At 36.4% G+C, this 25,495-nt stretch carries 26 protein-coding genes and 1 riboswitch; of the genes, 22 read left to right on the plus strand and 4 right to left on the minus strand.

Translation table 11 applies throughout. The features are described from left to right. Window positions 1-8: 8 nt before the first annotated feature. The 8 genes from QOX03_RS02725 (at window position 9) to QOX03_RS02760 (ending at window position 8,260) form a co-directional block, all read left to right on the plus strand. Entirely contained in the window at window positions 9-1,178 is a 1,170-nt protein-coding gene (locus tag QOX03_RS02725) for a hypothetical protein (RefSeq protein WP_283671408.1), read from the plus strand. A 597-nt stretch (window positions 1,179-1,775) separates the two neighbouring features. Beyond that, a riboswitch (TPP riboswitch) is annotated at window positions 1,776-1,870 on the plus strand. Between the two features lie 75 nt (window positions 1,871-1,945). Then, on the plus strand, window positions 1,946-2,149 hold the full coding sequence (thiS, locus tag QOX03_RS02730; protein WP_119058599.1) for a sulfur carrier protein ThiS: 204 nt from the start codon (window positions 1,946-1,948) through the stop codon (window positions 2,147-2,149). A gap of 24 nt (window positions 2,150-2,173) precedes the next feature. Then, a complete protein-coding gene (thiC, locus tag QOX03_RS02735) occupies window positions 2,174-4,030 on the plus strand; it encodes a phosphomethylpyrimidine synthase ThiC (RefSeq protein ID WP_283671409.1) in 1,857 nt (618 codons plus the stop codon). A 15-nt stretch (window positions 4,031-4,045) separates the two neighbouring features. After that, on the plus strand, window positions 4,046-4,639 hold the full coding sequence (locus tag QOX03_RS02740) for a thiamine phosphate synthase (protein WP_283671410.1): 594 nt from the start codon (window positions 4,046-4,048) through the stop codon (window positions 4,637-4,639). A 40-nt stretch (window positions 4,640-4,679) separates the two neighbouring features. After that, window positions 4,680-5,297, plus strand: a complete 618-nt coding sequence (locus QOX03_RS02745) for a thiamine phosphate synthase (RefSeq protein WP_283671411.1) — start codon at window positions 4,680-4,682, stop codon at window positions 5,295-5,297. Between the two features lie 3 nt (window positions 5,298-5,300). Further along, a complete protein-coding gene (locus QOX03_RS02750) occupies window positions 5,301-6,074 on the plus strand; it encodes a thiazole synthase (protein WP_283671412.1) in 774 nt (257 codons plus the stop codon). A gap of 12 nt (window positions 6,075-6,086) precedes the next feature. After that, window positions 6,087-7,196: a 2-iminoacetate synthase ThiH gene (gene thiH / locus QOX03_RS02755; RefSeq protein ID WP_283671413.1), complete on the plus strand. Its 1,110-nt coding sequence runs from the start codon at window positions 6,087-6,089 to the stop codon at window positions 7,194-7,196. After that, window positions 7,190-8,260, plus strand: coding sequence for a HesA/MoeB/ThiF family protein (locus QOX03_RS02760; protein ID WP_283671414.1), 1,071 nt, complete (start codon window positions 7,190-7,192; stop codon window positions 8,258-8,260). The genes thiH and QOX03_RS02760 overlap by 7 nt, the downstream gene beginning before the upstream one ends. Here the strand turns inward: QOX03_RS02760 and thiD are convergent. Both thiD and QOX03_RS02770 read right to left on the minus strand, forming a co-directional pair. Continuing rightward, a complete protein-coding gene (gene thiD / locus QOX03_RS02765; protein WP_283671415.1) occupies window positions 8,257-9,066 on the minus strand; it encodes a bifunctional hydroxymethylpyrimidine kinase/phosphomethylpyrimidine kinase in 810 nt (269 codons plus the stop codon). The two genes, QOX03_RS02760 and thiD, sit on opposite strands and share 4 nt — an antisense overlap. Window positions 9,067-9,561: 495 nt before the next feature. Next, on the minus strand, window positions 9,562-10,557 hold the full coding sequence (locus tag QOX03_RS02770) for a DUF3810 domain-containing protein (protein ID WP_283671416.1): 996 nt from the start codon (window positions 10,555-10,557) through the stop codon (window positions 9,562-9,564). 46 nt (window positions 10,558-10,603) lie between these two features. Here QOX03_RS02770 and panB point away from each other — a divergent pair, with 46 nt between their 5' ends. Continuing rightward, a complete protein-coding gene (panB, locus tag QOX03_RS02775) occupies window positions 10,604-11,419 on the plus strand; it encodes a 3-methyl-2-oxobutanoate hydroxymethyltransferase (protein ID WP_283671417.1) in 816 nt (271 codons plus the stop codon). A 47-nt stretch (window positions 11,420-11,466) separates the two neighbouring features. Further along, window positions 11,467-12,147, plus strand: coding sequence for an RluA family pseudouridine synthase (locus QOX03_RS02780; RefSeq protein WP_283671418.1), 681 nt, complete (start codon window positions 11,467-11,469; stop codon window positions 12,145-12,147). A gap of 82 nt (window positions 12,148-12,229) precedes the next feature. On the opposite strand, the gene rplS is transcribed toward QOX03_RS02780, so the two are convergent. Continuing rightward, complete coding sequence (gene rplS, locus QOX03_RS02785) at window positions 12,230-12,574, minus strand: 50S ribosomal protein L19 (RefSeq protein WP_119058609.1); 345 nt, start codon at window positions 12,572-12,574, stop codon at window positions 12,230-12,232. A 403-nt stretch (window positions 12,575-12,977) separates the two neighbouring features. Between rplS and rlmD the strand changes: the two genes are divergently transcribed. The 6 genes from rlmD to QOX03_RS02815 are packed head-to-tail and all read left to right on the plus strand — an operon-like array spanning window position 12,978 to window position 18,329. After that, window positions 12,978-14,387, plus strand: a complete 1,410-nt coding sequence (gene rlmD, locus QOX03_RS02790) for a 23S rRNA (uracil(1939)-C(5))-methyltransferase RlmD (protein ID WP_283671419.1) — start codon at window positions 12,978-12,980, stop codon at window positions 14,385-14,387. Next, window positions 14,384-14,845 (plus strand): DUF6452 family protein, encoded by a 462-nt coding sequence (locus QOX03_RS02795; RefSeq protein ID WP_283671420.1) that lies wholly within the window; start codon window positions 14,384-14,386, stop codon window positions 14,843-14,845. Before rlmD ends, QOX03_RS02795 begins: the two co-directional genes overlap by 4 nt. Continuing rightward, entirely contained in the window at window positions 14,811-15,455 is a 645-nt protein-coding gene (locus tag QOX03_RS02800; RefSeq protein WP_283671421.1) for a DUF6048 family protein, read from the plus strand. The genes QOX03_RS02795 and QOX03_RS02800 overlap by 35 nt, the downstream gene beginning before the upstream one ends. A 28-nt stretch (window positions 15,456-15,483) precedes the next feature. Beyond that, on the plus strand, window positions 15,484-16,074 hold the full coding sequence (coaE, locus tag QOX03_RS02805) for a dephospho-CoA kinase (RefSeq protein WP_283671422.1): 591 nt from the start codon (window positions 15,484-15,486) through the stop codon (window positions 16,072-16,074). A 4-nt stretch (window positions 16,075-16,078) separates the two neighbouring features. Then, window positions 16,079-17,626, plus strand: a complete 1,548-nt coding sequence (locus QOX03_RS02810) for a sensor histidine kinase (protein WP_283671423.1) — start codon at window positions 16,079-16,081, stop codon at window positions 17,624-17,626. 4 nt (window positions 17,627-17,630) lie between these two features. After that, window positions 17,631-18,329 carry a response regulator transcription factor gene (locus QOX03_RS02815; RefSeq protein WP_283671424.1) on the plus strand — a complete coding sequence of 233 codons (699 nt, stop codon included), beginning with the start codon at window positions 17,631-17,633 and terminating at the stop codon, window positions 18,327-18,329. A 71-nt stretch (window positions 18,330-18,400) separates the two neighbouring features. Here the strand turns inward: QOX03_RS02815 and QOX03_RS02820 are convergent, their stop codons facing one another. Then, window positions 18,401-21,214, minus strand: coding sequence for a gluzincin family metallopeptidase (locus QOX03_RS02820; RefSeq protein WP_283671425.1), 2,814 nt, complete (start codon window positions 21,212-21,214; stop codon window positions 18,401-18,403). 185 nt (window positions 21,215-21,399) lie between these two features. Between QOX03_RS02820 and QOX03_RS02825 the strand changes: the two genes are divergently transcribed. The 6 genes from QOX03_RS02825 (at window position 21,400) to QOX03_RS02850 (ending at window position 25,391) form a co-directional block, all read left to right on the plus strand. Continuing rightward, the gene (locus QOX03_RS02825; protein ID WP_283671426.1) at window positions 21,400-21,783 is read left to right on the plus strand and encodes a copper resistance protein NlpE; all 384 of its coding nucleotides are present in this window, start codon (window positions 21,400-21,402) and stop codon (window positions 21,781-21,783) included. Further along, window positions 21,770-22,240: a copper resistance protein NlpE N-terminal domain-containing protein gene (locus QOX03_RS02830; RefSeq protein ID WP_283671427.1), complete on the plus strand. Its 471-nt coding sequence runs from the start codon at window positions 21,770-21,772 to the stop codon at window positions 22,238-22,240. The genes QOX03_RS02825 and QOX03_RS02830 overlap by 14 nt, the downstream gene beginning before the upstream one ends. Before the next feature lie 70 nt (window positions 22,241-22,310). Further along, a complete protein-coding gene (locus QOX03_RS02835; protein WP_283671428.1) occupies window positions 22,311-23,000 on the plus strand; it encodes a MotA/TolQ/ExbB proton channel family protein in 690 nt (229 codons plus the stop codon). Between the two features lie 4 nt (window positions 23,001-23,004). Continuing rightward, window positions 23,005-23,403, plus strand: coding sequence for an ExbD/TolR family protein (locus QOX03_RS02840; RefSeq protein WP_119059849.1), 399 nt, complete (start codon window positions 23,005-23,007; stop codon window positions 23,401-23,403). After that, window positions 23,400-24,161 carry a hypothetical protein gene (locus tag QOX03_RS02845; protein WP_119059850.1) on the plus strand — a complete coding sequence of 254 codons (762 nt, stop codon included), beginning with the start codon at window positions 23,400-23,402 and terminating at the stop codon, window positions 24,159-24,161. Before QOX03_RS02840 ends, QOX03_RS02845 begins: the two co-directional genes overlap by 4 nt. Next, on the plus strand, window positions 24,162-25,391 hold the full coding sequence (locus QOX03_RS02850; RefSeq protein ID WP_283671429.1) for a bifunctional folylpolyglutamate synthase/dihydrofolate synthase: 1,230 nt from the start codon (window positions 24,162-24,164) through the stop codon (window positions 25,389-25,391). It abuts the gene before it with no gap. Window positions 25,392-25,495: the final 104 nt, after the last annotated feature.

The following is a 25,495-nucleotide window of genomic DNA, read 5'->3' on the forward strand; positions in this document are numbered from 1 at the left end:
TAAAACAAATGAAGAAATTATTATTTTCTTTAGCCGTATTATCAGCGGTTGCGGTCACCGCCCAAGTAGGCATTAACACAGATGAGCCAAAAGCCACATTACAGGTGAAAGCAAAAAACACCAGTGGCAATACGCCAGAGGGTATACTGACCCCGCAAGTAACGGGCGAAGCCCTTACGGCGATGCTGGCCAACTTAGGGGCAGAGCAAAACGGGATGCTTGTTTACGTAACTTCCCCTGCCTTTACTATTACAGAAGAAAACTTAGAGCAACTACCAGACCCTACAATAGCAAATGTGACTGCACCAGGCTATTACCGCTTTAATTTTGATAGCACCACTGGTGAGAAAAGCTTTGTAAAGCTAGAACCCAGTGGATTGCAAAAAACATTGGATACAGATATAATTGATGGTGGAGAAACAAGATACATCAGCTATGGTTTTGTAGATGCTAAAAGGAGACCATTAATTACATATAATGCAGATAGTGACACAGAAAATTACGGCAATTTGGGAGGTATAGACATGACGATTCCTTTTAGGTCTACTGCCGATAACGTTGGAGTATTTGGCGCACATAGTGTAGGCATAGGGCCTGATGTAAAACTAAAGAGTAATTATTCTGTAGCCATTGGCTATGGGGCAGAGGTGTTAGAACCTACTTCTGGTAGTTTTAGTGGCCTTACAGCTATTGGGGCAAATTCTAAAGCTTATGGGGGGCATGCTATTGCTATAGGAGGTGCCACCGCAGGCATAAAAGATACTTCAAATCATGGAGCTATTGCCATAGGGCTAGGCACTGAAGCTACGGGGTATAATTCTACAGCTATAGGAACTGCCGTAGCCACTGCTGACCATAGCATAGCTATACATGGAGTGGCTAAAGCTATCCATAGTATTGCTATAGGGGAAGGCTCCAGCTCAGAAGTAGTGGGGGGAATAGCCATAGGACATCGCACCATAGCCAACGAGGAATTTCCTTTAGTGATATCTGCTCGGTTACAAGCTCCATTGCTTGCGATGAGTAAGGAAGGTAATTTACATGTGCATCCACCAAGAATAAGTGGTCCAGAGGCTACTGGCATTGTTCTAGATTCCCCAGATGGAAAAAGTTGGAGAATAACGGTAAGCGATAGTGGAAAATTAGTTGTGGAAAAGCACGTGGGCAATACGCCCTAGGTGATTTACGGCTAAGTGCATTGGTTTTGTATACTTGGGTGCTAAATGCTTTTGGGTAAATATGGTACGGATGATGTGCTAAAACTGCGGCACGGATAGGAATGGAAATCCCGCAAAGGCAGCTGCGGCAACAAAAAATAAACGCCAAAGAGTGGAACACGCAGGTGTGAACTCTTTTGGCGTTATTTTTTTGTAAGCAGATGGCTGCGGAATTGGAATGGATAGCCGTGAATGCCGCCCCCTCCCCAAAAAAAATGTTCAGGAAAAATTGTTGGTAAAAATTTTTTAAGGCTTTAAAAATTTTAGGAGAATAAATCAACCCGTAGTTCATTTAGATTTTAATGATTTATTGGGCTAAAAAAGGAAGTTGATAAAGTAGGTCTAAAATCTTTGTCTTTTAAGAAATGATAAATCTGTTTGTAAATTGCGAGCAGATTTTTTTATGGCAAACAATCAATGAGATTTTTTAAGCCTTAAAAAAAATTAAATACACTGTGGGTAAATATTCTGTTTAATTTTGAGAGAATATAAATAATATTTATTGAATAATTTTATTTTTTTTACATTGATTATTTTTATACTTTAGCTCATGAATACGTAAAGCTTTAGGGGTGCTGACTTGCTCAGCTGAGAAATACCCTTTGAACCTGAACAAGTTAGTACTTGCGGTAGGGAAAAGTAATTGGCTATAATTGTTCCTAAAATTATAGTTTGGCTCAGAGATGTCCCTAGCATCTTCTAAGGTTTTACAGCATTAGAACGAGCCTATGATTATGATAAAAATCAATTCCAAAACTGAGGAAATCCCAAAAGAAACCAGTCTTTTACAATTGGTAGCGTTGAAGAATATTACAACAAGGGGTATTGCTATCGCAATAAATCAGCAAGTGATCAATCGCTCTAATTGGGGGGCATATCAACTCAAAGAAAATGATAATATTCTGATTATCAAGGCGACACAAGGAGGCTAATTATTAAAAAACAAATTTCAGTTTATGAACAGACAACAGAAGCCAAGCGAACAAAACATCAGCCGAGAACCTTTCCCAAATTCTGAAAAAATATATGTGCAAGGGAGTATTTACAAAGATATAAAAGTTCCTATGCGTAAAATTACGCTAAGCGATACCTTAGATAAGTTCAAGGGAATCAAGACACCCAATGAGCCGATATTGATTTATGATACGAGTGGTGCTTATACTGACCCGAATATTGAAATTGATGTGCGAAAAGGACTGCAACCGATTCGCCAGCAGTGGATTGACGATAGGGGAGATACCGAGCAATTAGCTGGATTGTCTTCAGAATATGGGCGTAAACGTGAAGAAAACGAAAGTTTAAATCATTTGAGATTTAATAGAAATCGTAAACCGTTGAAAGCCAAAAAAGGAAGAAATGTAAGCCAAATGCACTATGCCAAAAAGGGAATCATTACCCCAGAAATGGAGTTTATTGCCATTCGTGAAAATCAAAAATTACAAGAAATTAAGGAAATTACAAAACAGCACGCTGGGCATAGTTTTGGTGCATCAATTCCCGATGTGATTACCCCTGAATTTGTTCGAGATGAGGTGGCACGCGGGCGAGCTGTGATTCCTTGTAACGTCAATCACCCTGAAAGTGAACCAATGATTATCGGGCGAAACTTTTTGGTGAAAATCAATGCCAATATAGGAAACTCTGCCGTAACCTCGTCTATTGAAGAAGAGGTTGAGAAGTCTGTATGGGCCTGCCGTTGGGGAGCAGACACGATTATGGACTTGTCTACAGGAAAAAATATTCATGAAACTCGGGAATGGATTTTGCGTAATTCTCCCGTTCCGATTGGTACTGTACCGATTTACCAAGCTTTGGAGAAAGTGAATGGAAAAGCTGAAAACCTTACGTGGGAAATTTTTAGAGACACTCTCATAGAACAAGCTGAGCAAGGCGTTGATTATTTTACCATTCATGCGGGGGTTCGTTTAAAATACATTCCACATACAGCAAAAAGAGTAACTGGTATTGTATCGCGCGGAGGTTCCATCATGGCAAAATGGTGCTTGGCTCATCACAAAGAGAATTTTTTATACACACATTTTCATGAGATTTGTGAAATAATGAAAAGCTATGACGTAGCATTCTCATTGGGAGATGGATTACGCCCTGGGAGTATTGCCGATGCAAATGATTATCCGCAATTTGCTGAATTGGAAACATTGGGTGAATTGACTAAAATTGCTTGGGAACATGATGTGCAGTGCATTATAGAAGGGCCAGGGCATATCCCAATGCATATGATTAAAGAAAATATGGATAAGCAATTGGAAGAGTGTGGCGAAGCACCTTTCTATACTTTGGGGCCGTTGACAACAGATATTGCACCAGGGTATGACCATATTACCAGTGGAATTGGTGCTGCAATGATTGGCTGGTATGGTTGTGCCATGCTTTGCTACGTGACTCCGAAAGAGCATTTGGGGCTACCGAATAAAGAAGATGTGAAAACAGGCGTAATTACATATAAAATTGCTGCTCATGCGGCTGATTTGGCTAAGGGGCATCCAGGTGCTCAACATCGTGATAATGCGATCAGCAAAGCACGTTTTGAATTCCGTTGGGAAGATCAGTTTAATCTATCATTAGATCCAGACACAGCACGTGAATTTCATGACGAAACCTTGCCTGCTGAAAATGCAAAAGTGGCTCATTTCTGTTCGATGTGTGGCCCACATTTCTGTTCGATGAAAATTACTCAAGAAGTGAGAAATTATGCTGAGAAAAACGGATTAGATACATTAAAAGCCATTGAGGAAGGAATGAAAGAGAAATCCAAGGAATTCAAGGATAAAGGGAGTGAGGTATATCTGTAATCATTAAAAATCAAAATGTTCATCATTATTACCGCTGAAAGGGCAAAAGCCAATGAGATAGAATTGATACGAAAAATGGCAAGATTCCCAATCAGCATCCATGTTCGCAAACCTTTCTTTGGAGAAAAAGATTTGATGAAGTGGCTGAGCCAATTTGATGAAAATCAACATCAAAAAATGATGTTGCATACCGGGCATAAATTGATAGAACAATTTAATCTAAAAGGATTACATTTTAAAGAAAATCATCTAAAAGATGAAAATTTAAATCATTTAGTAGAGAAATATCATGCGAGGGGTAAAAAACTTTCAGCTTCATTTCATTCACAAAATGAGGCTGAAAGTCAAACCCAATTTGATTATGTTTTGCTGAGTCCTGTTTTTGATTCTGTGTCAAAAAAAAATTATAAAGGCAAAATATTTCAGCTGAACAACCCTCGCAAACCAATAATTGCTCTTGGTGGAATTACTCAGAAAAATATAGAAAAAGCAAAAATAAACGGGTTTTCAGGAGTGGCTGTTTTGGGAAGCATTTGGCAATGCTCTAGCCCTTTGGTGGCTTTTAAAAATATGTTTAATCAGTATGAAAAAAAATTTCTTGAAAAATAAATATAACTTTCTCAAAATTTGGATACTAAATTATTAATTTATGGTTTATTACATCAGCCAAGGGAAAACACCAAATGATCACCTGCAAAATATTAAAAAAATGGTAGATGCTGGGGTAAACTGGGTGCAACTTCGCATTAAAGGAAGCTCAGCAAATGAAATTTTAGATATTGCCCAAAAAGCAAAAGAATATTGCCATGAAAATCAGGTCGTATTTATCATAAATGATGATATTCAAATAGCTAAATTATTAAACTCCGATGGGGTTCACTTAGGAAGAGAAGATGAAAGTCCTCAAACAGCCAAAGAACTTTTAGGGAATAAAAAAATCATTGGAGGAACAGCTAATACATGGGATGATTGCCAAAAACTTATCCAAATGCGAGTGGATTATATTGGTTTAGGTCCTTTTCGGTTTACCTTAACCAAAGAGAAGCTCAGCCCAATACTCGGGATAGAGGGTTTTCGAGCAATTATGAATAAAATGAAAGGAAGTAAAATTGATATTCCTGTTATAGCCATAGGAGGTATTCGTTTAGAAGACATAGAAGAGCTTATTGAAATTGGTATAAGCGGCGTAGCACTGTCAGGTTTTTTGCATAAGCAAGAAAATATAGCCACGACCATTTCTCAGCTTCAATCATATTTTAAAATTTAATGTATGAATAAAAAATTAGTTATCGCCAACCGCACATTCAATTCTCGGTTATTCACAGGAACAGGTAAATTTTCTTCCTCTAAACTGATGGAACAAGCGATTTTAGCCAGTGAGAGTGAATTGGTTACCGTTGCGCTCAAAAGAGTGGATGCCAATAACGAAGAAGATGCTATTTTGCAAGGACTTCAGTTTAAGCATATTCACTTATTGCCCAATACTTCAGGCGTGAGAGATGCTAGAGAAGCTGTTTTTTCGGCAGAAATGGCAAGAGAAGCTTTAGAAACCAATTGGGTGAAAGTAGAAATTCACCCCGACCCTAAATATTTATTACCCGATGCTATTGAAACCCTAAAAGCATGCGAGGAGCTGGTGAAAAAAGGATTTGTGGTTATGCCTTATATTCATGCAGACCCCGTTTTGTGCAAACGATTGGAAGAAGTTGGCTGCCAATGCGTAATGCCATTGGGAGCCCCTATAGGAACAAATAAAGGCTTAAAAACCATGGATTTTTTAGAAATCATTATAGAGCAAAGTAATGTGCCCGTAATTGTAGATGCTGGGATAGGAGCCCCTTCACATGCCGCCCATGCCATGGAATTGGGTGCTGACGCAGTGCTGGTGAATACAGCTATTGCTACTTCTGAGAATCCTGTGGAAATGGCACAAGCATTTAAATTAGCCGTAGAGGCAGGGAGAATGGCGTATGAGGCGAAATTAGGGAAAATCAGTAATCAAGCAACAGCTAGTAGCCCGCTAACTAAATTTTTATACGATTAAAAAGCCTCAAAAATGAGTGGTTTTAAAGATATATTAGCACAGTATAATTGGGAGGAAACACTACAAAGTATTCATCAAAAAACAGAACAAGATGTACGCCAAGCACTGGCAAACCCGAGACGAGATTTAGAGGATTTTAAAGCACTGATTTCGCCTTCGGCACAGCCTTATTTGGAACAAATGGCACAAGAAAGCCACCAGAAAACACGCAAACGATTTGGTAGCACTATGCAAATGTATGCCCCTATGTATTTGAGCAATGAATGCCATAATATTTGTACTTATTGTGGTTTTAGCTTTACGAATAAAATACCCCGCAAGACACTGACTGATGAAGAAATTTTGAGAGAGTCTACATTTATTAGGAATAAAGGCTATGAACATATTTTGCTGGTGACAGGAGAAGCCAATCAAACCGTAGGGGTAGATTTCATTAGCAATGCCATTCAGTTATTACGCCCTTATTTTGCAAATATATCGATGGAGGTTCAGCCACTGAATCAAATCGAATATGAACGTTTGAAACAAGCTGGTTTATATGCCACTTTAGTTTATCAAGAGACATATCACAAAGCTACTTACCAGAAACATCACCCCAAAGGCAAAAAATCAAACTTTGATTTTCGTTTAGATACTCCCGACCGAATTGGTCGTGCAAAATTGCACAAAATAGGCATTGGTGTATTACTTGGGTTAGAAGATTGGCGTACCGATAGTTTTTTTACAGCTTTGCATCTAAAGTATTTACAAAAAACCTATTGGAAAACCAAATTTTCCATTTCCTTTCCACGTTTACGTCCGTTTAGTGGTGGATTAGAACCAAAAGTTACTATGACAGATGCTGAATTGGTACAGCTAATTTGTGCCTATCGTTTGATGGACGAAGATGTAGAGCTTTCAATTTCCACACGAGAAAGTCCTCGCTTTAGGAATCATATTGTTCATTTAGGTATTACGTCGATGAGTGCCGAATCCAAAACCAATCCAGGTGGCTATACCGTGGAACCTCAATCATTAGAACAATTTGAAATTTCTGACGATCGATCTACTGAAGAGATATATAAAATGCTGAAAAAAAATAAAATACAACCTGTTTGGAAAGACTGGGAAAAAGCATGGTAATAAAATTAAGTAAAGAAGAGGAGCAACAATATGCACGCCATTTGTTGTTGGACGAAATAGGTGTAGAAAAACAAGAATTATTGAAAAAATCATCTGTTTTAGTCATTGGTGCTGGTGGTTTGGGAAGTGCTGTCTTGCAATACTTAGTTGCCGCAGGCGTAGGGAAAATAGGAATAATAGACCCAGATGTAGTAAGCATCAGTAATTTGCAACGGCAAGTATTATTTACCCATAAAGACGTAGGGAAACCTAAGGCAGAGGTAGCAAAGAGGCGTCTAGAGCGGCTAAATCCATTTATAGAAATCACAAGCTATACGCAAACATTAAATCCTGAAAATGCATTTTATCTCATAGAAAAGTATGACGTAATTGTGGAAGGTAGTGATAATTTCACCACAAAGTATTTAACAAATGATGCTTGTGTATTGGCAAAGAAACCTTTTGTCTTAGGTTCAATTTTTAAGTTTGAGGGGCAACTATCTGTCTATAATTATAAAGGAAGTGCCACCTATCGCTGTCTTTTTTCTGAACCAATGAGCACCATAGATATGCCAAATTGTAGTGAAGTGGGAGTGTTGGGGGTACTGCCTGGTGTGGTTGGAACGTTAATGGCAAACGAAACCATAAAAATAGTAACAGAAATAGGCGAAGTTTTAGTAAATAAATTATTAAAAATTGATTTACTTACTTTAGAAATGAACATTTTTAAATTTGAAAAAGACCCCGAAATTCAAATTGAAAAATTAGAAACTCTTACAATGCACTGTTCAAGCCAAAATGAAGAAATAGATTTAGAAACATATCAAAAAGAAAAAGAGCGTTATAATCTATTAGATATCCGCACACTTGAAGAACGTTTAGCATTTAATTTAGGCGGAATTCATATTCCTCTACAGGAACTATCTCATCGCTGGCAAGAGTTACCTAAAGAGAAACCCATAATCGTGTATTGTGCCAAAGGAATCAGAAGTGCCAAAGCCGTTGAATTTTTAAAACAACAAAATTCAGCTATGAAATTTCTAAATTTAAAAGATGGAATTAATGGGATAAAAAAACAGAGTTAAATTTCTTTAAAAAAATGATGCAGTGCACCATTACCCTTTCCCCATGAAATTTTTTTAGCATGAAAAATGGCTTTATACACATAATCCTGAGAGAGAGCAATTGCCTCCAAAGATGTTTTACCCAAAGCCAAATAAGTAGCTATGGCAGAAGAAAGCGTACAACCTGTTCCATGGGTATTTTGGGAATGAATTTTTTTAGTATCAAATCGGTGAACACTTTTTTCAATATCAAAAAAAAGCGAGGTAAGTTGTTCCCCTTTCAAATGCCCACCCTTTAGCAGTACAGATTGTATTCCCATTTCAAGAAGCAATTTCCCAGCCTTTTCCATATCTTCTATCGATTGAATGCTTTGATGAGTCAGTAAAGAAGCCTCATCGAGATTAGGGGTGAAAATAGATATTCTCGGGAAGAGTTTTTTCATATGTAATATATGAGTTTGGTCACTGAATAATTTTTTCCCGCTCGAAGCCACCATTACTGGGTCAAAAACAACTGGTATTTCAGGGAAATCTTTCAGAAAATCAACAATGATTTCAATAAGTTCAGGCTTGTGAACCATTCCGATTTTTATAGCACAAGGCAAAATATCCTCTGCTATGGTTTCAAGTTGCGCTCGCACCACGCCTGGCGGAATGGCTAATATGGACTTTACACCCATTGTGTTTTGCACAGGTAAAGCTGTGAGAACAGTGGTGGCATATCCCCCTAAAGCCGAAATCGTTTTAATATCAGCTTGGATGCCCGCTCCACCAATTCCATCAAAACCAGCAATAGAAAGTACGGATGGAAACTTTTTTTCTTGCATTATATTTTTTTAGAACATAGCTTATAATTTTGGCTCAAAGATGTGAGAAGTAAAGTTAAGATATTTTTATAAAAAGAAGAAATCAAGTCTTCCCATCTAATTTTGCTAAAGAGTGAAAAGAGAGAGAGAAATGCCCCGCAGTGCATTATTATCATACGAGGTTTATTTTTAGCCTTTTAATATTTCTATCAAATACAAATACATCAAGCTATTGAATTTTTTAAGCCTTAAAAAATTTTAGCTGAAATTCTCGTTTTAAAAAACGCTCTTTCTTCTTAATCCGTAAATTGACTGAAAGAGTATTACGTTTATATTCATTTTTACAGTTACTTAAATTTTTAGCCTTTAATTTAAAAATTTACTAATATAAATCAAAAATAAGCTAAATAAATCAAAAAAATATTCTGGCATTGAGCGAGAGACGCATAGAATTCAAGAAAGCGACTGATGAGGTTGGCAACTGTAGATTAAAAAAACACCACTTTTGGGCAGAAGTCAATGAGCTAAATCTTTTGATTTCAAATAATCTTGATGCAGTAATTCTACAAATCGGCTATAGCTTTTTACTCCTTCCGTTTGATTATTTGATTTCAAAAAATAGTGATTGAGCTCTGTAAAAACTTCATCAGCGATGCCTTTGTATTTTTCATGAAAACGAATTCTTTCAGCTCGGTCAACTTGCATTTTTGGTGGAAATTCATTGATGATGTTTCTCACAAAAATAGAATCTTCAGCATAAATTTCTCTCAAAATATAGTTCATTGCCGCATATTCCGCTGAATATCTGCTTGGTATATCTCCTTTAGAAGCATTTGTATACCCGATGTAATTTGCCTCATACTCTCTTGCCCAGCCTTTTTGATGTGCTAGCTCATGAGCATTGGTAAACGGAATTTGAAGCAAAGGAATCTTGCCTACGCGCTGCGCTTCTCCACTAAACGGATTGAAATAACCCGTCACACCAAAATAACGCATGAGCGGAGAAAAAAGTGAAACTTTAACCGAAGAATCAGGCATGAAGTCTAAGTTTTGTTCAGAATATCTCTTTGCTCTCTCAAAATGCTGCAATGCCATACTCTTCAAATCATCCAAAGGAATTTCTGTTCTAGCTGAGCGAATGATGGGTTTTTTATAGTAATTAAAACCCCATACCCAATGGAAAATAACCCAAAAACTCATCAAAAAAAATAATATCTGACTAAAAATTTTTAAAGCCTTTAAAAATTCTTTTTGAATTATTTCTTTCAAGCCTTTAGAAATTTTATAAATGAGAAATACAATAAGAAAAAGATACAAAACATCACCCAACGAAAAGCTTAAAAAATCAAAAAAGCCAGAATAATTTGAATGAATTTTATGATAAATTTTCGGGTAAATTTCTTGTGTAAAATATTGATTTTTAGTCAATTGATTCGTTATGGCGACTAAAATCAATAGAGCTACCCCTGTGGTAAGAGATAAGAAATTAAATTTTAAATTATTACGTTTCAAATTTATTCGGTAAGTTTAGGATGCTAAATTTAATAAAACTTATAAAATGTCTATTCATAAAAAAAATAAACGAGTGACTGCCGAAACGCTTCGCACCATGAAACACGAGAACGAAAAAATTTCAATGTTGACCGCTTATGATTACACATTAGCGAAAATGGTGGATGCCTCAGGGGTTGACGCTATATTGGTTGGCGACTCGGCATCGAATGTGATGGCAGGGCACGAAACGACTCTGCCCATCACGCTAGAGCAAATGATTTACCATGCGCAGAGTGTTGTGAGGGCTTCTGAAAGAGCCTTAGTTGTTGTCGATCTACCATTTGGAACTTACCAGTCAGATTCACAAAAGGCTTTAGACTCGGCAGTACGCATTATGAAAGAAAGTGGTGCCCATGCCGTTAAGTTAGAAGGCGGGAAAAACATTAAAAAAAGCATCAAAAAAATTATAAATGCGGGGATTCCCGTGATGGGGCATTTGGGTTTGACCCCCCAAAGTATTTACCAATTTGGAACTTATAAGGTGCGTGCAAAAGAAGAAGAAGAAGCTCAAACTTTGCTAGAAGAAGCTCAGCTTTTAGATGATTTGGGCTGTTTTGCCTTAGTTTTAGAAAAAATTCCAGCAGCTTTGGCAAAGCAAGTGACTCAAAAGATTTCGATTCCTACCATTGGTATCGGCGCAGGAGCTGAATGCGACGGGCAAGTCTTGGTTTTACAAGATATGCTAGGGATGACACATGAATTTAAGCCACGCTTTTTACGCCAATATTTGAATCTTTATGACGAAATAACAGGAGCTCTAACACAATATGTAAAAGATGTGAAAGATGGCGGTTTCCCGAATAAAAATGAACAATATTAATTTTTTTTAAGCCTTAAAAAAAATAAAAGAAAATAGATAGAACATTCATGTGGAAACCTGAAATTTTGTGGGAAGATAATCATCTCATGATAGTGAATAAAGCTTGTGGAGATTTGGTGCAGGGAGATAAAACTGGAGACGAAAGCTTGTTGGATAAAATCAAAGCCTTTATCAAAATTCGAGATAATAAATCTGGGAATGTCTATTTAGGTTTGGTGCATAGATTAGACCGCCCAACCAGCGGAGTAGTCATTTTTGCGAAGACGAGTAAAGCCTTGAGTAGAATGAACCAAATGTTTAAAAATCGAGAAGTTGATAAAATTTATTGGGCGATAACAGAGCCTGCTAATCCCAATATTCCTGAAAAAGCTACACTAGAACATTACTTGAAAAAAAATAGTAAAAAGAATTTTGTTTCAGTTTTTCATCAACCGACCAAAGATGCAAAAAAAGCCATTTTGCACTATGAGCTCAAGCAGAAATTAAATCACTTTTGGTGGTACGAAATTAGACTAGAAACTGGGCGTTCTCACCAAATCAGAGCTCAGCTAGCAAGCATTGGAGCCAGCATCAAAGGGGATTTGAAGTATGGAGCTTCAAGATCTAATAGAGATGGAGGAATTCATTTACACGCGAGAAGTGCAGCGTTTATTCACCCCGTGAGCAAAGAAAAAATTTTGGTCGAAGCGCCACCACCAGAGGAGACGCTCTGGCAAGCGATTTTGTGAATTATTATTAAATTTTTATAGGCTAAAAAAATCCTATTCAAAATTTTGAATAGGATTTTTTACACAAATAGATAAATCTCTTTTAAGCTTCTTTGATTCTTGCTTTTTTACCTCTTAGTTTTCTAAAGTAGAAAATTCTTGCTCTTCTTACTTTACCTCGCTTATTCACTTCAATTTTTTGGATGCTTGGCATATTGATTGGAATAATTCTTTCTACCCCCACTTCGCCACTCATCTTACGAATTGTAAAGGTTTCTGTAGCGCCAGAACCTCTTCTTTGTAAAACGACTCCACGGAAAAACTGAACACGGGTTTTTCCACCTTCAGAAATTTCTTGATATACAGTGATTGTATCACCGGCAGAAAATTCAGGTAAATCTTTTTTTGCTACGTATTTGTCTTCTACGTATTTTACTAATTGATCCATCGTTAAGATTTTAATTTTTTAGACTAAATAACGTCCACGTACTTCGCCAGCGGTTATTTAATCGGACGGCAAAATTAAAATAAATTTATTGTTCTTGCAAGATTTTATTTAAAATAAATTTGGCTTTTATGGTGTTTTTGAACTTTATTTATATTTATAGTCGAACTATAATCAAGGCTATACTCGCAAGCCTTGCAAAATTAATCTAAAAAATTTCTAAGGCTTTAAAAAAATATATTTTCTTGCCACCAGTATTGGTATCCACCCACGGATTTTCTTTGTCCAATTTTTTTTAACATTTCATAAGGCAAATGCGCTTTGGAATTCTTCTAGTATCTGAAAAATTAAATTCAGCCATATCAATTTAATTTTCGATTGCTTAATTTAAATCTATCTTTGCATTATGGCAAAAAATAAAGCTTGGATTATTGAAGACGTCCACCTTTTGACGGCAGGAGCTAAAGGTGCTGCAATTGCAAAACCCGAAGGGCAAAAAACCATCATGGTGCGCAATGGCGTTCCTGGAGATGTGGTGGATGTACGAATTGTGAAAAAGAAAAAACGATTTCTGGAAGGGAAAGTGGTTACTATTAAAAAAGCTTCTGCTGACCGAATTGAGCCAAATTGTCAACATTTCGGAATTTGCGGTGGCTGCAAATGGCAAAATATGACATATGAGAAGCAACTTTTCTACAAAGAGCAAGAAGTCCGTGACCATTTGGAGCGTATCGCTAAAATACAACCAGAGGAATTTTCACCGATTTTGGGCTCTGAACAGCAATTCTGGTATCGTAATAAAATGGAATTTTCATTTAGCAATCAGCGTTGGGTGACTGAGGAAGAAATCAAAGAAAAGGGTGAAATTGAGAACCGTAACGCTTTGGGATTCCATATCCCAGGGATGTGGAGCAAAATTTTGGATATAGAAAAATGTTGGCTACAGGAAGAGCCTTCTAATCAAATTCGTAGAAGCCTGAAAGAATTTGCTGATGAGCAAGGATTAGCTTTTTTTGACCCCACGGAACAAAGCGGCTTACTGCGAACGTTGATGATAAGGATGACGACAACGGGGGAAATCATGGTGTTGGTTCAATTCTTTGAAAATCAACCAGAAAATATTCAAAAAGTTTTAGGTTTTTTGAATCAAAAATTTCCTGAAATTACTTCTCTGCTATACGCTATCAACCCGAAAGGCAATGATTCCATCTATGATTTGGAAATATTAAACTTTAAAGGTCAAAATTTCATTACAGAAGAAATGGAGGGTTTGAAATTCAAAATCGGCCCCAAAAGTTTTTACCAAACCAATCCTCAGCAAGCTTTGCATTTGTATCAGATTACACGAGATTTTGCTGACCTAGATGGATCTGAGATCGTATATGATTTGTACACCGGCACGGGAACTATTGCTCAATTTATTGCTCAAAAAGCAAAAAAAGTTATTGGAGTAGAGTCTGTGCCAGAAGCTATTGTCGCAGCTAGAGAAAATGCGGCGTTTAATCAAATTGATAATTGTACGTTTTACGTCGGTGATATGAAAACTGTTTTTACCGATGCCTTTGTGCAAGAAAATGGATATCCTGATGTGATTGTGACCGACCCGCCGCGCGATGGTATGCACCCCAAAGTTGTGGAAAATCTTCTGAATATTGCTCCAGAAAAAATCGTCTACGTAAGTTGTAATACTGCAACACAAGCGCGAGATTTGGAGAAATTAAAAGAGAAATATACCCTAAAAAAAGTTCAACCAGTCGATATGTTTCCGCAGACATATCATGTAGAGAATGTTGCCTTATTAACTTTAAAAAAATGAGAGTATTAATCCTATTTTTTATCAGCCTTCTATTTTTTTCTTGCGAAGAAGAAGACATTTGCCTAGAGGGTTCAACGCCGAGACTGGTTATAGAAACGGTGAACACCAGCCAAGCTTCTATCTCGATTGATTCTGTTCAAATTTTTAGAAATCAAGGCAATCAAGATTCTATGATTTATAAAGGCACGTTGAGTCAGCAGTATAAAATTCCTCTGTTACTGAAAGAAGCACCCTTTACTAAATTTACCTTTAAAATTTATCAAAAAAATCAAATCATTCAAGATGAATTCATCGTAGGCTACAATTATAAATTAAATTACGTTTCCAAAGCCTGTGGATATCGCGTTTTGTATGATTCCTTAAATGTTAAATTCAAGCCAAACTTCTTTAAAAAAGTTGAAGTTTTAAAACCTGTTTTAGACCATGAAGCAGCTCCTCATCTCCGCTTTTCTCATTAGTCTTCTTAGCCCGATGTTGGCACAAGAAATTAAGAGCCCCAAGCCGATTCCGCATCAGATTTTTATCGGAATAGATTTGCTCAATCCTGCCATTCAATTTTTGAGTGATAAAAAAGGCTATGAAGCCTCAGTTTCAGTCCCAGTTTATAAAAAATGGCAAGCTATAGCAGAGGGCGGCTACGAAGAAAATAAATATGAACAAAACAGCTGGAATATTGATTTAAGTGGTTTTTTTGCACGAGTGGGCTTTGACTGGTATGTGGATTCCGACCACAAAAACTTAAACAACGGCTACTACCTTGGCGCACGTATAGGCTACAGTCCGTATCAACTAAAAATCAACGAATTACCCATTAAAAATCAAGGAGGCGAGGTCTTTTCTATGCCACTAGGCGAGGTTTCTTCACACGCGCTTTGGGTAGCGCCCGTGGTAGGTGCAAGAGTAAATTTGGGCGATACGCGTTTTTATGTCAATTCAAATGTGCAACTCAATATACTGGCAATGGATTTGAATGAAAAGGATTTTGATGCATTTGCCATCCCAGGGTTTGGGAAGAGTAATAATGGGCTGAATTTGAGGGTTCTATGGAGTTTTGGGTTTGTTCTTTAATATTTTTTTAAGGCTTAAAAAAAATTTGATGAAAATAATTGGAATCACAGGAGGCATCGGCTCGGGGAAGACAAGGGTTTCTAAATTCATTACCGAAGTGGGCTATCCAGTTTATTTTGCAGATGACCGTGCGAGGGAAATCATGAACGAATCAGAAAAAATTAAGGCTTATTTAATTAAAGAATACGGCAAGGGAATTTATATAAAAAATCAATTAAATCGATCTCTCTTGGCTTCTATTGTTTTTAAAAAAAATAAAGCCTTAGAAAATTTAAACAAAATTGTGCACCCAGAGATTTTCCTTGATTTTGAGCGGTGGAAAACACAGCAGACACAGGAATTTGTATTTAAAGAAGCTGCAATTTTATTTGAATCAGGTTCTTACCGTTTTTCTGACTTTAATGTGACGGTAGAAGCAGATGAAGAGTTAAGAATTGAGCGGGTGATGCGGCGAAATCACTTTACCCGAGCACAAGTCTTGGAACGTATGGCAAATCAATGGAGTAGCCAACAAAGGCAAGAAAAAGCGGATTATATTTTGTGGAACAATGGGAGTTTAGTAGATTTAGAAAAAGTGACGGGTGAATTTTTGCTTTTTTTGAGTAAAAAATGGAATTAAAAATATGAAAAAAAGAATTTTCAAAATATTAATCGTTTTAATGACAGTTTCTATTCTTGGGCTGGGAATTGTGCAGATGTACTGGCTAAACCAAGCTTTTGAAGCTAAAGAAAATGAGTTTAATAGCCGACTGTATAAGGCGCTGGAGGAGACTGTGCAAATCATCAACCAAGAGGAATTAGACCAATATTATCGTTTTTTTGAAAAAACAAGAAATACGCTGCAAAAGGCAGATCCGAAATCTCAGATTATTTCTTCTCAAATCGAGAGTGACTCGGCCAGTGTCAAGTATGTTTACATGGCACGCATTATGGTAGATAAAATTCAAGTTCCGCTGAGCGGGAAATATCATGATTCGCTGAATGTGACTGAGCTTTACTCTTCTGACAAAACAATGCGAATCAAAAAAGATAGTTCTATGAAGGGCTTTCAACCACTGCCAGTGGATTTGAATTCAGAATTCTCTGACGGGAGCTATACAATAGAGCGCTTTGCACGTGTAGATGCAGGGAATAAACCTATTTCAAAACGAATAAATTTGGCACATTTGGATTCTGTTTTTAATAGAAAATTAATCAAATGGAAGGCTGAAACGCCTTTTTCTCTTGCCGTTATTGATGCTAAAAATAATGAAACAGCCCTTGAGAGGGAGGGGTTCCAGAAAAGGGAAGAAAACTTCCAAACAGCTCTGTTTTATGACAGAAATAATGAGCCAAATTATTTGCTATCAGTCTATTTACCAAACAAAAAGAACACGATTTTCTCTACATTTTCAGCATTATTTATTCTGACGGTCTTATTTACGCTCTTCATCATCGGGGTCTATATTTTTTCTATTGTCATCATGATGAGGCAAAGAAAAATTTCGCAGCTCAAAACGGATTTTATGAATAATATGACGCATGAGTTTAAAACACCAATAGCGACTATTTCTGTCGCAGCCGATGCATTAAAAAGCCCGTCTATTATCAAAAATGCAGAAAAAATTAAGTACTACGCTGGGATGATAAAAAATGAAAATCGCCGCATGAATCAACAAGTGGAAATGGTGCTAAGAATGTCTCAGCTAGAACGTAGAGAAATGAAAATGGATTTGGCCAAAACATCGATGAATAAACTCGTGCAAGAAAGCGTGGAATCAATTCGCTTGATTGTAGAAAACAGGAACGGCACAATTTTTGAAAAATATGATGCTAATAAAGATGAGTTGTTCGTTGATACATTCCATATGAATAATTTGGTGCTGAATGTTTTAGACAATGCTAATAAATATTCACCAGAAGCTCCACAAATCTCAATTCAGACGTATAACGAAAATAAATTTTACGTGATAAAAATTTCTGACAAAGGAATTGGAATGAGTAAAAATGTTCAGAATAAGATTTTCGAAAAATTTTATCGAGAGGAAACTGGTAATATTCATAACGTAAAAGGGCATGGGCTAGGACTTTCTTACGTCAAATCAATTATTGATATGCATGATGGCGAAATTATTGTAGAGAGTGTAAAAGACAAAGGAACATCTTTTTATATAAAATTACCTTTAAACTAAAAAAATGGCAGTAGAAAATATAAAATTATTACTAGTTGAAGACGACCCAAGTTTTGGCACAGTGCTAAAAGATTACTTGCAAATCAATGATTTTGATGTGACCCACGCAATCGATGGTGAGGAAGGTTTGTATTTATTTAAAAATGAAAAATTCAATGTAGTTATTTCTGATGTTATGATGCCTCGCATGGATGGATTTACCATGGCTAGAGAAATGAAGAATATTGATTCTGATATTCCTATCATATTCTTGACGGCAAAAAATATGCGCGAAGATGTCTTAAAAGGCTACAGATTAGGTGCTGATGACTACATTACTAAACCCTTTGACTCAGAAGTTTTGTTGTATAAAATCAGAGCAATCATTCAGCGAAATGGCATCAATGAAGAGAAATTTAATCAAGACGAATTCAAGATTGGAGATTTTGAATTCAATGCTAAGCTGCGCAGCTTAAATGTGAATGGGCACGAGTATAAACTCTCACCTAAAGAGAACGAATTGCTACGGATGCTTTGTGTTTTTGAAAACGATTTGATGCCTCGAGAAATCGCCCTGAATCGAATTTGGAATGAGGATAATTACTTCACTTCTAGAAGCATGGATGTTTATATAGCTAAACTAAGAAAGTACTTGAAAGATGACCCTAGCGTAGAAATAACCAACATTCATGGAGAGGGCTTCCGATTGGTTTCAGAAGAATAAAAATTTTTAAAGCCTTATAAAAAAGCTAGGAATAACTGAAAGAGTATGATATGATAGTTTTTATTAAATCTTTATTCATATCTACCCCTTCGGCGGTATTCCTTGACTTTAGCCCAATCTAAATTCAGCTTAAACCGAATACGCTTGAAGTAATTCCCTGGCAATATTGGCTCAAAACCCAAGCTACTTTGCACAGGGAAGTATAATTCGAAAAAATCAGGGATGATTTTAATGCTAAGCCCTGTGTTGTAGACAAAGGAAGAAGGCTCTTGCCTATTTTTGTATACTCCAGCATCTGCATAGGCTTCAAACCATCGCCAAATGGGGTATTCAAAATTTAGTGTAGATAAATATTGATTGGCCGTTACATTAAAGTTTGATTTAAATCCACCTTCCGCCAATACAAATTGCTGATGAAAGATTCCATCGGTATCAGACCTTCCCAATAAATTGAAACGATATAAGTAATCAGATACATGGTCTAGACCAAAATCATAAAATGTGGTTTCTTTCAAATTATGATTGAGGAAAATACCTGCAAAAAGCCGAACGCCCAAACGTCTATTTTTACTAAATCGATAACGGTAGTAGAACTCGCCAAAAAGTTTTTGAAATTTATTAGACCCTTGCACAAAAAAATTTGCCCTTCGCTCATGAATGATATGAAAGTTCCAATAATCGTAACCTACATTTAATAAACGGTAGTGTTTTAATTCTCTTTGTATTGGGGTTGGATTTTGTGGCAAATTTCTTCTGATGTCATTGAAATTCAAAATTAGGTGATGGCGGTTCAGGCTACGAAATGGTGATCGAAAAAGCAAAAGACTTCCTAAATTGTATTTGAAATAAGCTAAATTTTTATCAAAATGATTGTACTGAAGTCCGCCCCAGAAACTCCATTTGCGCACCGTGCCACCATTAGGGAACATATTATAAGTAGCTTGAGTTCCCCCCGTAAGTTTTGTTGTGCCAAAGCTATACTCAGGATGAACATCAAATTCAAAAGCTTGAGACATAAGCGTTTCGTTACTAAAATTAAAGCCTAGCTTAAATTTATCATAATTATTGAAATTCACGCTCGGTGTAACGAAAATCTGCTGATACTGTGGAGTTTTTATATCCGTCAAGATACCCCATTTTATCTTTCGATTCAGTAGATGCTTTGTATCATAGAAATTTTGAGCATAATTATATTCTGGTAATGGCAAATCATCATTTAAGCTAAATTTTGTAATTCCCGAGTCAGCAATAGATAGGCTCAAATACTTTTGTGGAGAACGAAACCATTCCGTATAAATTTTTTCATCATTTTGATTATACCCATTTAGCCTAAACGGGCCTGAATATTCAGAATTATTGTCCACATGTAATTTTAGCTTTCCACCCTCACGTTTTACACTTGAAATGGCAAAATCAATTTTTTTATTTGTATGAATTAAATCCTCAAAAAACCAAGATAAATCACGGTGTGTATAGGCTTCAAAAAAGCTTTGAATTTCCTGAGGCTCTAATAATTTATTGAACCGAATATTCAAAAAAGCTTTCAAGAGTTCATCCATTTTTTCTTTCCCGATGTATTCTTCTAAGTATTTAAAGGCTAAACCACTTTTGTAGTAGCTTACAACTCTCTGGTTCTCATTGCCTAATAAGTCGTAGGGAGTAGTAAGTGGCTGGTCGTAATTCTCTTGCAAACTATTTTTGTAGAAAAAATAAAAGCGATCTTTGAACTCAATTTTTGAAGCCTTAAAAAAATCTAAGGGATAAAATTGAAATAAATGAATGTCTCTCAGTAAATTCCCTGCAATGGGCAGATGTGGATAATATTTTTCTAGAAAACGTATTTGCAGATAGGTGCTCAATCCATTTTTAATCCAATGATTTGTTCGGTTGTTCACATGAATGCTACGCTCTGTGTAAGCTGAGAATAGCACGGGTAAAATCTGAAGAGCCATTCGCGTGTCATCATCAAAGATTTTATACTTCCCGAGCAGCGGTATCTTCACATCATCTACATAGTTATAGCCAATTTTTTCAGCCAAGCGGCGAGTTGTGAAGACTGGCTCTTTTAGCGGCTCAAAAAATTGATTTAGAAATGAAATTTGTCTTTCTAAATGTTGTGTCATCTGAGGTAAATCGGCTGAATCTATGGGGAAACCAATGATTATTTCTGACGATTTTGTTTTTATAACTTTAAATTGCTCTTCTGGGTGAATTGCAACTTCAAAAAAGGCTTGTTCATGCCCCAAATAAGTTTCATCGTCGATTTTCGTTAGATTGGTGAAAACCTGCGTCCCCTTAGGTTTAATGAAACTCAACGTATAATTTGTTTGATTGGCGGTAAGCGACTCGAAATCTTTAAAAAACTGCTCTAGCACCTGCCCATTTTCATAAACAGCTGGCTGCAGAAATAAATATTTGAGATAAATATTTCCGTTGGAATTCCAGCCATAGCCAGTGAAAATGTCTCGAGGAACTTTAAGGTCATAAATAGCTGTAATATTCGTCCTCGTATCAGCATTTGCTGAAACTTTTATCAATTCAGAATTCACGTACTGAAAAGGAATTTCCTGATTTTTATCATCAAAAAAGCGTAAGTTTTTGATTCCTCCACGATCTTTAACTTTAGAAAAGTTAAGTTTATCATCTCGCGACATTAATTTTATTTCGCTCAAAACTGAGTTTGGCCGATAAGCATTGGCCCAAGCATAGAAATGAAAAGCTTTTGCTTGAGGTTCTAGAGTGAAATTCTGTTTTACCTTAAGGGTAGTCCCTTCATTTTGAGTAGAATCTATGGCGAAATGAATCTTAACTTCATCTATCTGAGCAAAAGATGAAATTGAAAGAAAACTCAACAAGCCTGATATAAAGAGATGAAACTTTAACATTATTTAGAACCTATTTCTTTTAAAAAAATACCTACTTGGCTTATATTTTGTATCATTTTTTTCAAATGAGATGGAATGAATTGTTTTTGATGATGAAATATACTTTAAATTTTTTAATTCTGATCATTTTTTTTGCTTGTGAGTCAAAAAGTGAAGAGTTGATCGTGTCTAAAACCAATACTTCTATGAGTACCAAGAAGGATGTAAATGCAAATATAGAGGATGAAGATAATGATAAGATTCATTTTCAAGATTCAAAAATCTGGCAAGGTCGCTACTCTGGTATTCTTCCTTGTTCAGACTGTGATGGTATAGAAATCATTATTTTTTTAAAGCCTAAAAAAAAATATACACTGCAGATGAGCTACCTCAATTCATCTGAGCCAGAAGTGAAAGAGAAGGGAAGTTTCAGTTGGTTAGACGCTAATAATATTTTATTTGATAATGAAGAAGCAATGGAATTTATGGTAGGTGAAGACCGCTTGTGGCTATTGAAAAGTAAAGCGATTCCAGAAATGAAATTAGCTAATAATGCACAATACATTTTACAAAAAAATGAAAAGCCTTAGAAAATTTTTGTTATTTTCAGCCTTGGCTATCATAGCTTCTTGCAATCCCAAGAGAGAAGCAGAGACTACAGCCGTAAAACTGGATACATTGGCAAACGGTGAAATCATTGGCGGTTCTAAAACAAAAAATGTATTGTCTTGGGCGGGAGATTATGTAGGCAACATTCCCTCAGCCAGCAGTATCGGAATGAAAATGAAGCTATCACTCAGTGCCTTTGGTAAGTACAATTTGGAAATAAAAACACTGAACGACGACCCTAAAGAAAATAAAACTCATCGTTACCATGGTAAAATTAAATGGCACAAAGATAGTACAACGCTTTCTTTGGTTGATTTTGATTCATTGTCTAATAAATTCAGGTTGAATGAAAATGAATTGATTTATCTCAACCCTGATGGCACACCCAATAGTGGAAGTTTGGCTGAATTTTATAGGCTTAAAAAAGTTGTAAAATAGATTTGTTCTTTCAAGCAATAGTGTCTTAGAATTTCTTTTCTTACATTTGCTTTTGATTTTATTTGATTTTATGCAGAATATAGACAGTACACAGCTTTTACAGGAAATGCTTACCTCTACCGCACAAGAAGTTTCGATTTACGAGATGATAGGGCAGGGAGGCTGGTTTGGTAGCACCATTCTTGTGATTCTTTTCATCCTATTTCTTTTCGCTATTTATCTATTTGTAGAGCGTTATTTATCCATCAAAAAATCGTCTCACAGCGACCCCAACTTTATACACAACATTCGAGATTTGGTGCACGACGGGAAAATCAATGCTGCGGTAGAACTTTGTAGGCGCACCCACACCCCCGAAGCTCGAATGATTGAAAAAGGGATTTTACGCATCGGTCGGCCACTCAAGGAAATCAGTGATTCTATTGAAAACAGAGGAAAACTAGAAGTTTATAAATTAGAAAAAAATATCAACTATCTAGCTACCATCTCTGGAGCGGCTCCCATGATTGGATTTTTGGGTACAGTGGTAGGGATGATTATGTCTTTTGCTGAAATTGCCAACACAGCTGGCCAAGTAGATCCTAAACTTTTAAGCTCAGGTATTTATATCGCAATGTTTACCACCGCAGCAGGTTTGATTGTAGGCATTAGTGCTTATCTTTTTTATAATTTCTTAGTAATGAAAGTGAATAAATCTGTTCATCAGATGGAATCAACCGTGACGGATTTCTTGGATGTATTGAATGAACCCATAAATTAAGATAATGGATTTAAGCAGTAGAAATAAAATTAGCCCAGACTTCAGCATGTCTTCGATGACAGATATTGTATTTCTGTTATTGATTTTTTTCATGCTAACCTCCACCATGGTTTCCACCAATGTCTTGGATTTGACTCTACCCCAAGCCGATGGCAATGCCGTAGGAAGCAATCCTATTGTGATAAGCATTGATAATGATAGCCATTATTTCTTGGGCAAAGAACCTATTCTAAAAGAAAACTTAGCTAAAACTCTAGCGCAAGCTTTAGCCGATAAGACTGAAAAATCTTTCATCGTACAAGCAGAAGAAAATACAGCAACTAAAGAAGTCGTTTACGTTATGGATATTGCAAATAAAAATCAATATAAAATGGCACTAGCCACAAAACCAAACCAAGAATGAAAAAGGAAAATTTCCAAATAAAAAGCATGAGCATCGGGGTGACAGCAACTGCTGCCGTTTTGGTAATTTCATTGCTTTTTCTTTCTTTTTCTTTTGAAGTAAAAAAAGAGGTAGCTCCTATGCTGATTGAACTTGATTTGAGCGAATCAAATTTCGGGAATCAATCTCATGGGAATACAGCTGTAGAGCCCTTGCCATCAGAAGCTGCAAATATTGAGCCCCCTACCAGCTCCTCTAAAGCAAAGACTGAGACACAAGAATTTAATCTTGAATCTCAGGCAAATACATCTGCTCCAAAGATTCCACCGAAAACTGAAGCAACTACTAAAAAGTCTTCAACTCAATCAACTCAAAAGGCTGAAACACAAACTGAAAAAGCACCACAAGGCGATGCTCGAGGAAAGTCAGCCTTAGAAAATATCTTAGGTGGAAAAGGAAGCCAAAAAAGTAGCGGAGAAGGAAACGCTTCGCAAAATGGGAATGTGGGTGACCCGAAAGGAAATTCTGACCAAGGTGACCGCATCGGTGAAAACTGGAAAACTCGTGTGCCAGCCAATCAAGATCATGATTGCCAAGCGAGCGGCACTGTAATTGTAGACATTGTAGTCAATAGCCAAGGTTTGATAAAAAGAGCAACTCCACGACTTTCCTCAAGCGATTGCCTTGCTCAAACGGCTAAAAGTTTGGTTCTTCAATACGTTACAGCATACCCAGGGAAAGATAATCGCCGTGGCTCTTACCGTGTAAACTTGAAGTAAATGACTTACGCAAAAGCTATCGATTTTCTTTATAACGATTTGCCAGTGTATCAACATGCTGGCGTAGTAGCTTACAAACCCAGTTTAAAAAATATTATAGAACTCTGTGAAGCCTTAAAAAATCCTCAAAATCAGTGGAAGAGCGTTCATATTGCTGGCACCAATGGCAAAGGTAGCACAGCGCATATGCTTTCATCAGTTTTGCAAACGGCAGGCTACAAAGTCGGCTTGCACACTTCGCCACACTTGGTTTCCTTTACCGAGCGTAATAAAATCAATGGAGTTGAAATGAGCGAAAGCTTTGTCGCTACTTTTGTCAAAAAAAATTTAAGCCTTATAAAAAATTTGCAAGCTTCTTTTTTTGAAGTGGTAGTCGCGATGGGTTTTGATTATTTCGCTCAAGAAAAAGTAGACATTGCCATCATCGAAACAGGACTCGGTGGGCGATTGGATGCCACCAATATCATCAATCCAGAAGTTTCTGTGATTACGAATGTTGGGCTAGACCACGTAAATATTTTAGGCGAAAGTTTAGAACAAATTGCACAAGAAAAAGCTGGGATAATCAAACCTTATACGCCCATTGTCATTGGCGAGAAAAGAGAACAGCTTATTGAAATTTTCCAATCCGTCGCAAGAGAAAAAAAAGCTGAAACGTACTTCCCGCTTGATTTGCCTTCCAAAATTGATTTAGATTTAAAAGGAATTTACCAAAAAGAAAATGCAAAAACTGTTTTAGCTGCTTTAGAGATTTTGAATCAAAAAGGTTTTTCTACTACTCCAGAAAATATTTCTAAAGGCTTAGAAAATGTTATGAAAAACACGGGTCTACAAGGGCGGTGGCAAGTAGTACAGAAGAAGCCTTACATGGTTTTAGACACGGCACATAATGCAGATGGCTTTAAGCAAATTCAAAAGCAATTGGAAATTTTTAAAGGCTTAAAAAAATTTTTTGTTTTAGGTTTTGTTGCTGATAAAAATGTGAAAGAAATTTTAACATATTTGCCTCAGGATGCCACGTATTTTTTCTGTGAACCCAACATTCCAAGGGCTTTAAATTTAATGGAGTTAAAAAAAATAGTTCCCTCAGGCATCGAGGCTTATTATTTCAATAATTTAGAAAAGGCTTTTTCTGCAGCGGAAAAAATAGCAAATGCGGAGGATTTTATTTACATTGGAGGGAGTAACTTTATTGTCGGGGAATTTTTAGAAAACTACCCAAGAGATTAATCTTATTTTTTATTTCCTCAAAATATTTTTTATTTTAGGGTTTGATTTAAGCGTTTGCTTAAATTTTGTATTAAAAAAAAATTTTAGGTGGATTCTTTAATTTG

Origin of the sequence: Candidatus Ornithobacterium hominis (genome assembly GCF_951229915.1) — a bacterium.
Lineage (GTDB): Bacteria > Bacteroidota > Bacteroidia > Flavobacteriales > Weeksellaceae > Ornithobacterium > Ornithobacterium hominis.

Excerpts from the sequence above, each read along its gene's own strand:
- QOX03_RS02725 (WP_283671408.1), top strand. The coding sequence starts at position 9 with ATGAAGAAATTATTATTTTCTTTAGCCGTATTATCAGCGGTTGCGGTC.
- thiS (WP_119058599.1), top strand. The coding sequence starts at position 1,946 with ATGATTATGATAAAAATCAATTCCAAAACTGAGGAAATCCCAAAAGAA.
- thiC (WP_283671409.1), top strand. The coding sequence starts at position 2,174 with ATGAACAGACAACAGAAGCCAAGCGAACAAAACATCAGCCGAGAACCT.
- QOX03_RS02740 (WP_283671410.1), top strand. The coding sequence starts at position 4,046 with ATGTTCATCATTATTACCGCTGAAAGGGCAAAAGCCAATGAGATAGAA.
- QOX03_RS02745 (WP_283671411.1), top strand. The coding sequence starts at position 4,680 with ATGGTTTATTACATCAGCCAAGGGAAAACACCAAATGATCACCTGCAA.
- QOX03_RS02750 (WP_283671412.1), top strand. The coding sequence starts at position 5,301 with ATGAATAAAAAATTAGTTATCGCCAACCGCACATTCAATTCTCGGTTA.
- thiH (WP_283671413.1), top strand. The coding sequence starts at position 6,087 with ATGAGTGGTTTTAAAGATATATTAGCACAGTATAATTGGGAGGAAACA.
- QOX03_RS02760 (WP_283671414.1), top strand. The coding sequence starts at position 7,190 with ATGGTAATAAAATTAAGTAAAGAAGAGGAGCAACAATATGCACGCCAT.
- thiD (WP_283671415.1), bottom strand. The coding sequence starts at position 9,066 with ATGCAAGAAAAAAAGTTTCCATCCGTACTTTCTATTGCTGGTTTTGAT.
- panB (WP_283671417.1), top strand. The coding sequence starts at position 10,604 with ATGTCTATTCATAAAAAAAATAAACGAGTGACTGCCGAAACGCTTCGC.
- QOX03_RS02780 (WP_283671418.1), top strand. The coding sequence starts at position 11,467 with ATGTGGAAACCTGAAATTTTGTGGGAAGATAATCATCTCATGATAGTG.
- rplS (WP_119058609.1), bottom strand. The coding sequence starts at position 12,574 with ATGGATCAATTAGTAAAATACGTAGAAGACAAATACGTAGCAAAAAAA.
- rlmD (WP_283671419.1), top strand. The coding sequence starts at position 12,978 with ATGGCAAAAAATAAAGCTTGGATTATTGAAGACGTCCACCTTTTGACG.
- QOX03_RS02795 (WP_283671420.1), top strand. The coding sequence starts at position 14,384 with ATGAGAGTATTAATCCTATTTTTTATCAGCCTTCTATTTTTTTCTTGC.
- QOX03_RS02800 (WP_283671421.1), top strand. The coding sequence starts at position 14,811 with ATGAAGCAGCTCCTCATCTCCGCTTTTCTCATTAGTCTTCTTAGCCCG.
- coaE (WP_283671422.1), top strand. The coding sequence starts at position 15,484 with ATGAAAATAATTGGAATCACAGGAGGCATCGGCTCGGGGAAGACAAGG.
- QOX03_RS02810 (WP_283671423.1), top strand. The coding sequence starts at position 16,079 with ATGAAAAAAAGAATTTTCAAAATATTAATCGTTTTAATGACAGTTTCT.
- QOX03_RS02815 (WP_283671424.1), top strand. The coding sequence starts at position 17,631 with ATGGCAGTAGAAAATATAAAATTATTACTAGTTGAAGACGACCCAAGT.
- QOX03_RS02820 (WP_283671425.1), bottom strand. The coding sequence starts at position 21,214 with ATGTTAAAGTTTCATCTCTTTATATCAGGCTTGTTGAGTTTTCTTTCA.
- QOX03_RS02825 (WP_283671426.1), top strand. The coding sequence starts at position 21,400 with ATGAGTACCAAGAAGGATGTAAATGCAAATATAGAGGATGAAGATAAT.
- QOX03_RS02830 (WP_283671427.1), top strand. The coding sequence starts at position 21,770 with ATGAAAAGCCTTAGAAAATTTTTGTTATTTTCAGCCTTGGCTATCATA.
- QOX03_RS02835 (WP_283671428.1), top strand. The coding sequence starts at position 22,311 with ATGCAGAATATAGACAGTACACAGCTTTTACAGGAAATGCTTACCTCT.
- QOX03_RS02840 (WP_119059849.1), top strand. The coding sequence starts at position 23,005 with ATGGATTTAAGCAGTAGAAATAAAATTAGCCCAGACTTCAGCATGTCT.
- QOX03_RS02845 (WP_119059850.1), top strand. The coding sequence starts at position 23,400 with ATGAAAAAGGAAAATTTCCAAATAAAAAGCATGAGCATCGGGGTGACA.
- QOX03_RS02850 (WP_283671429.1), top strand. The coding sequence starts at position 24,162 with ATGACTTACGCAAAAGCTATCGATTTTCTTTATAACGATTTGCCAGTG.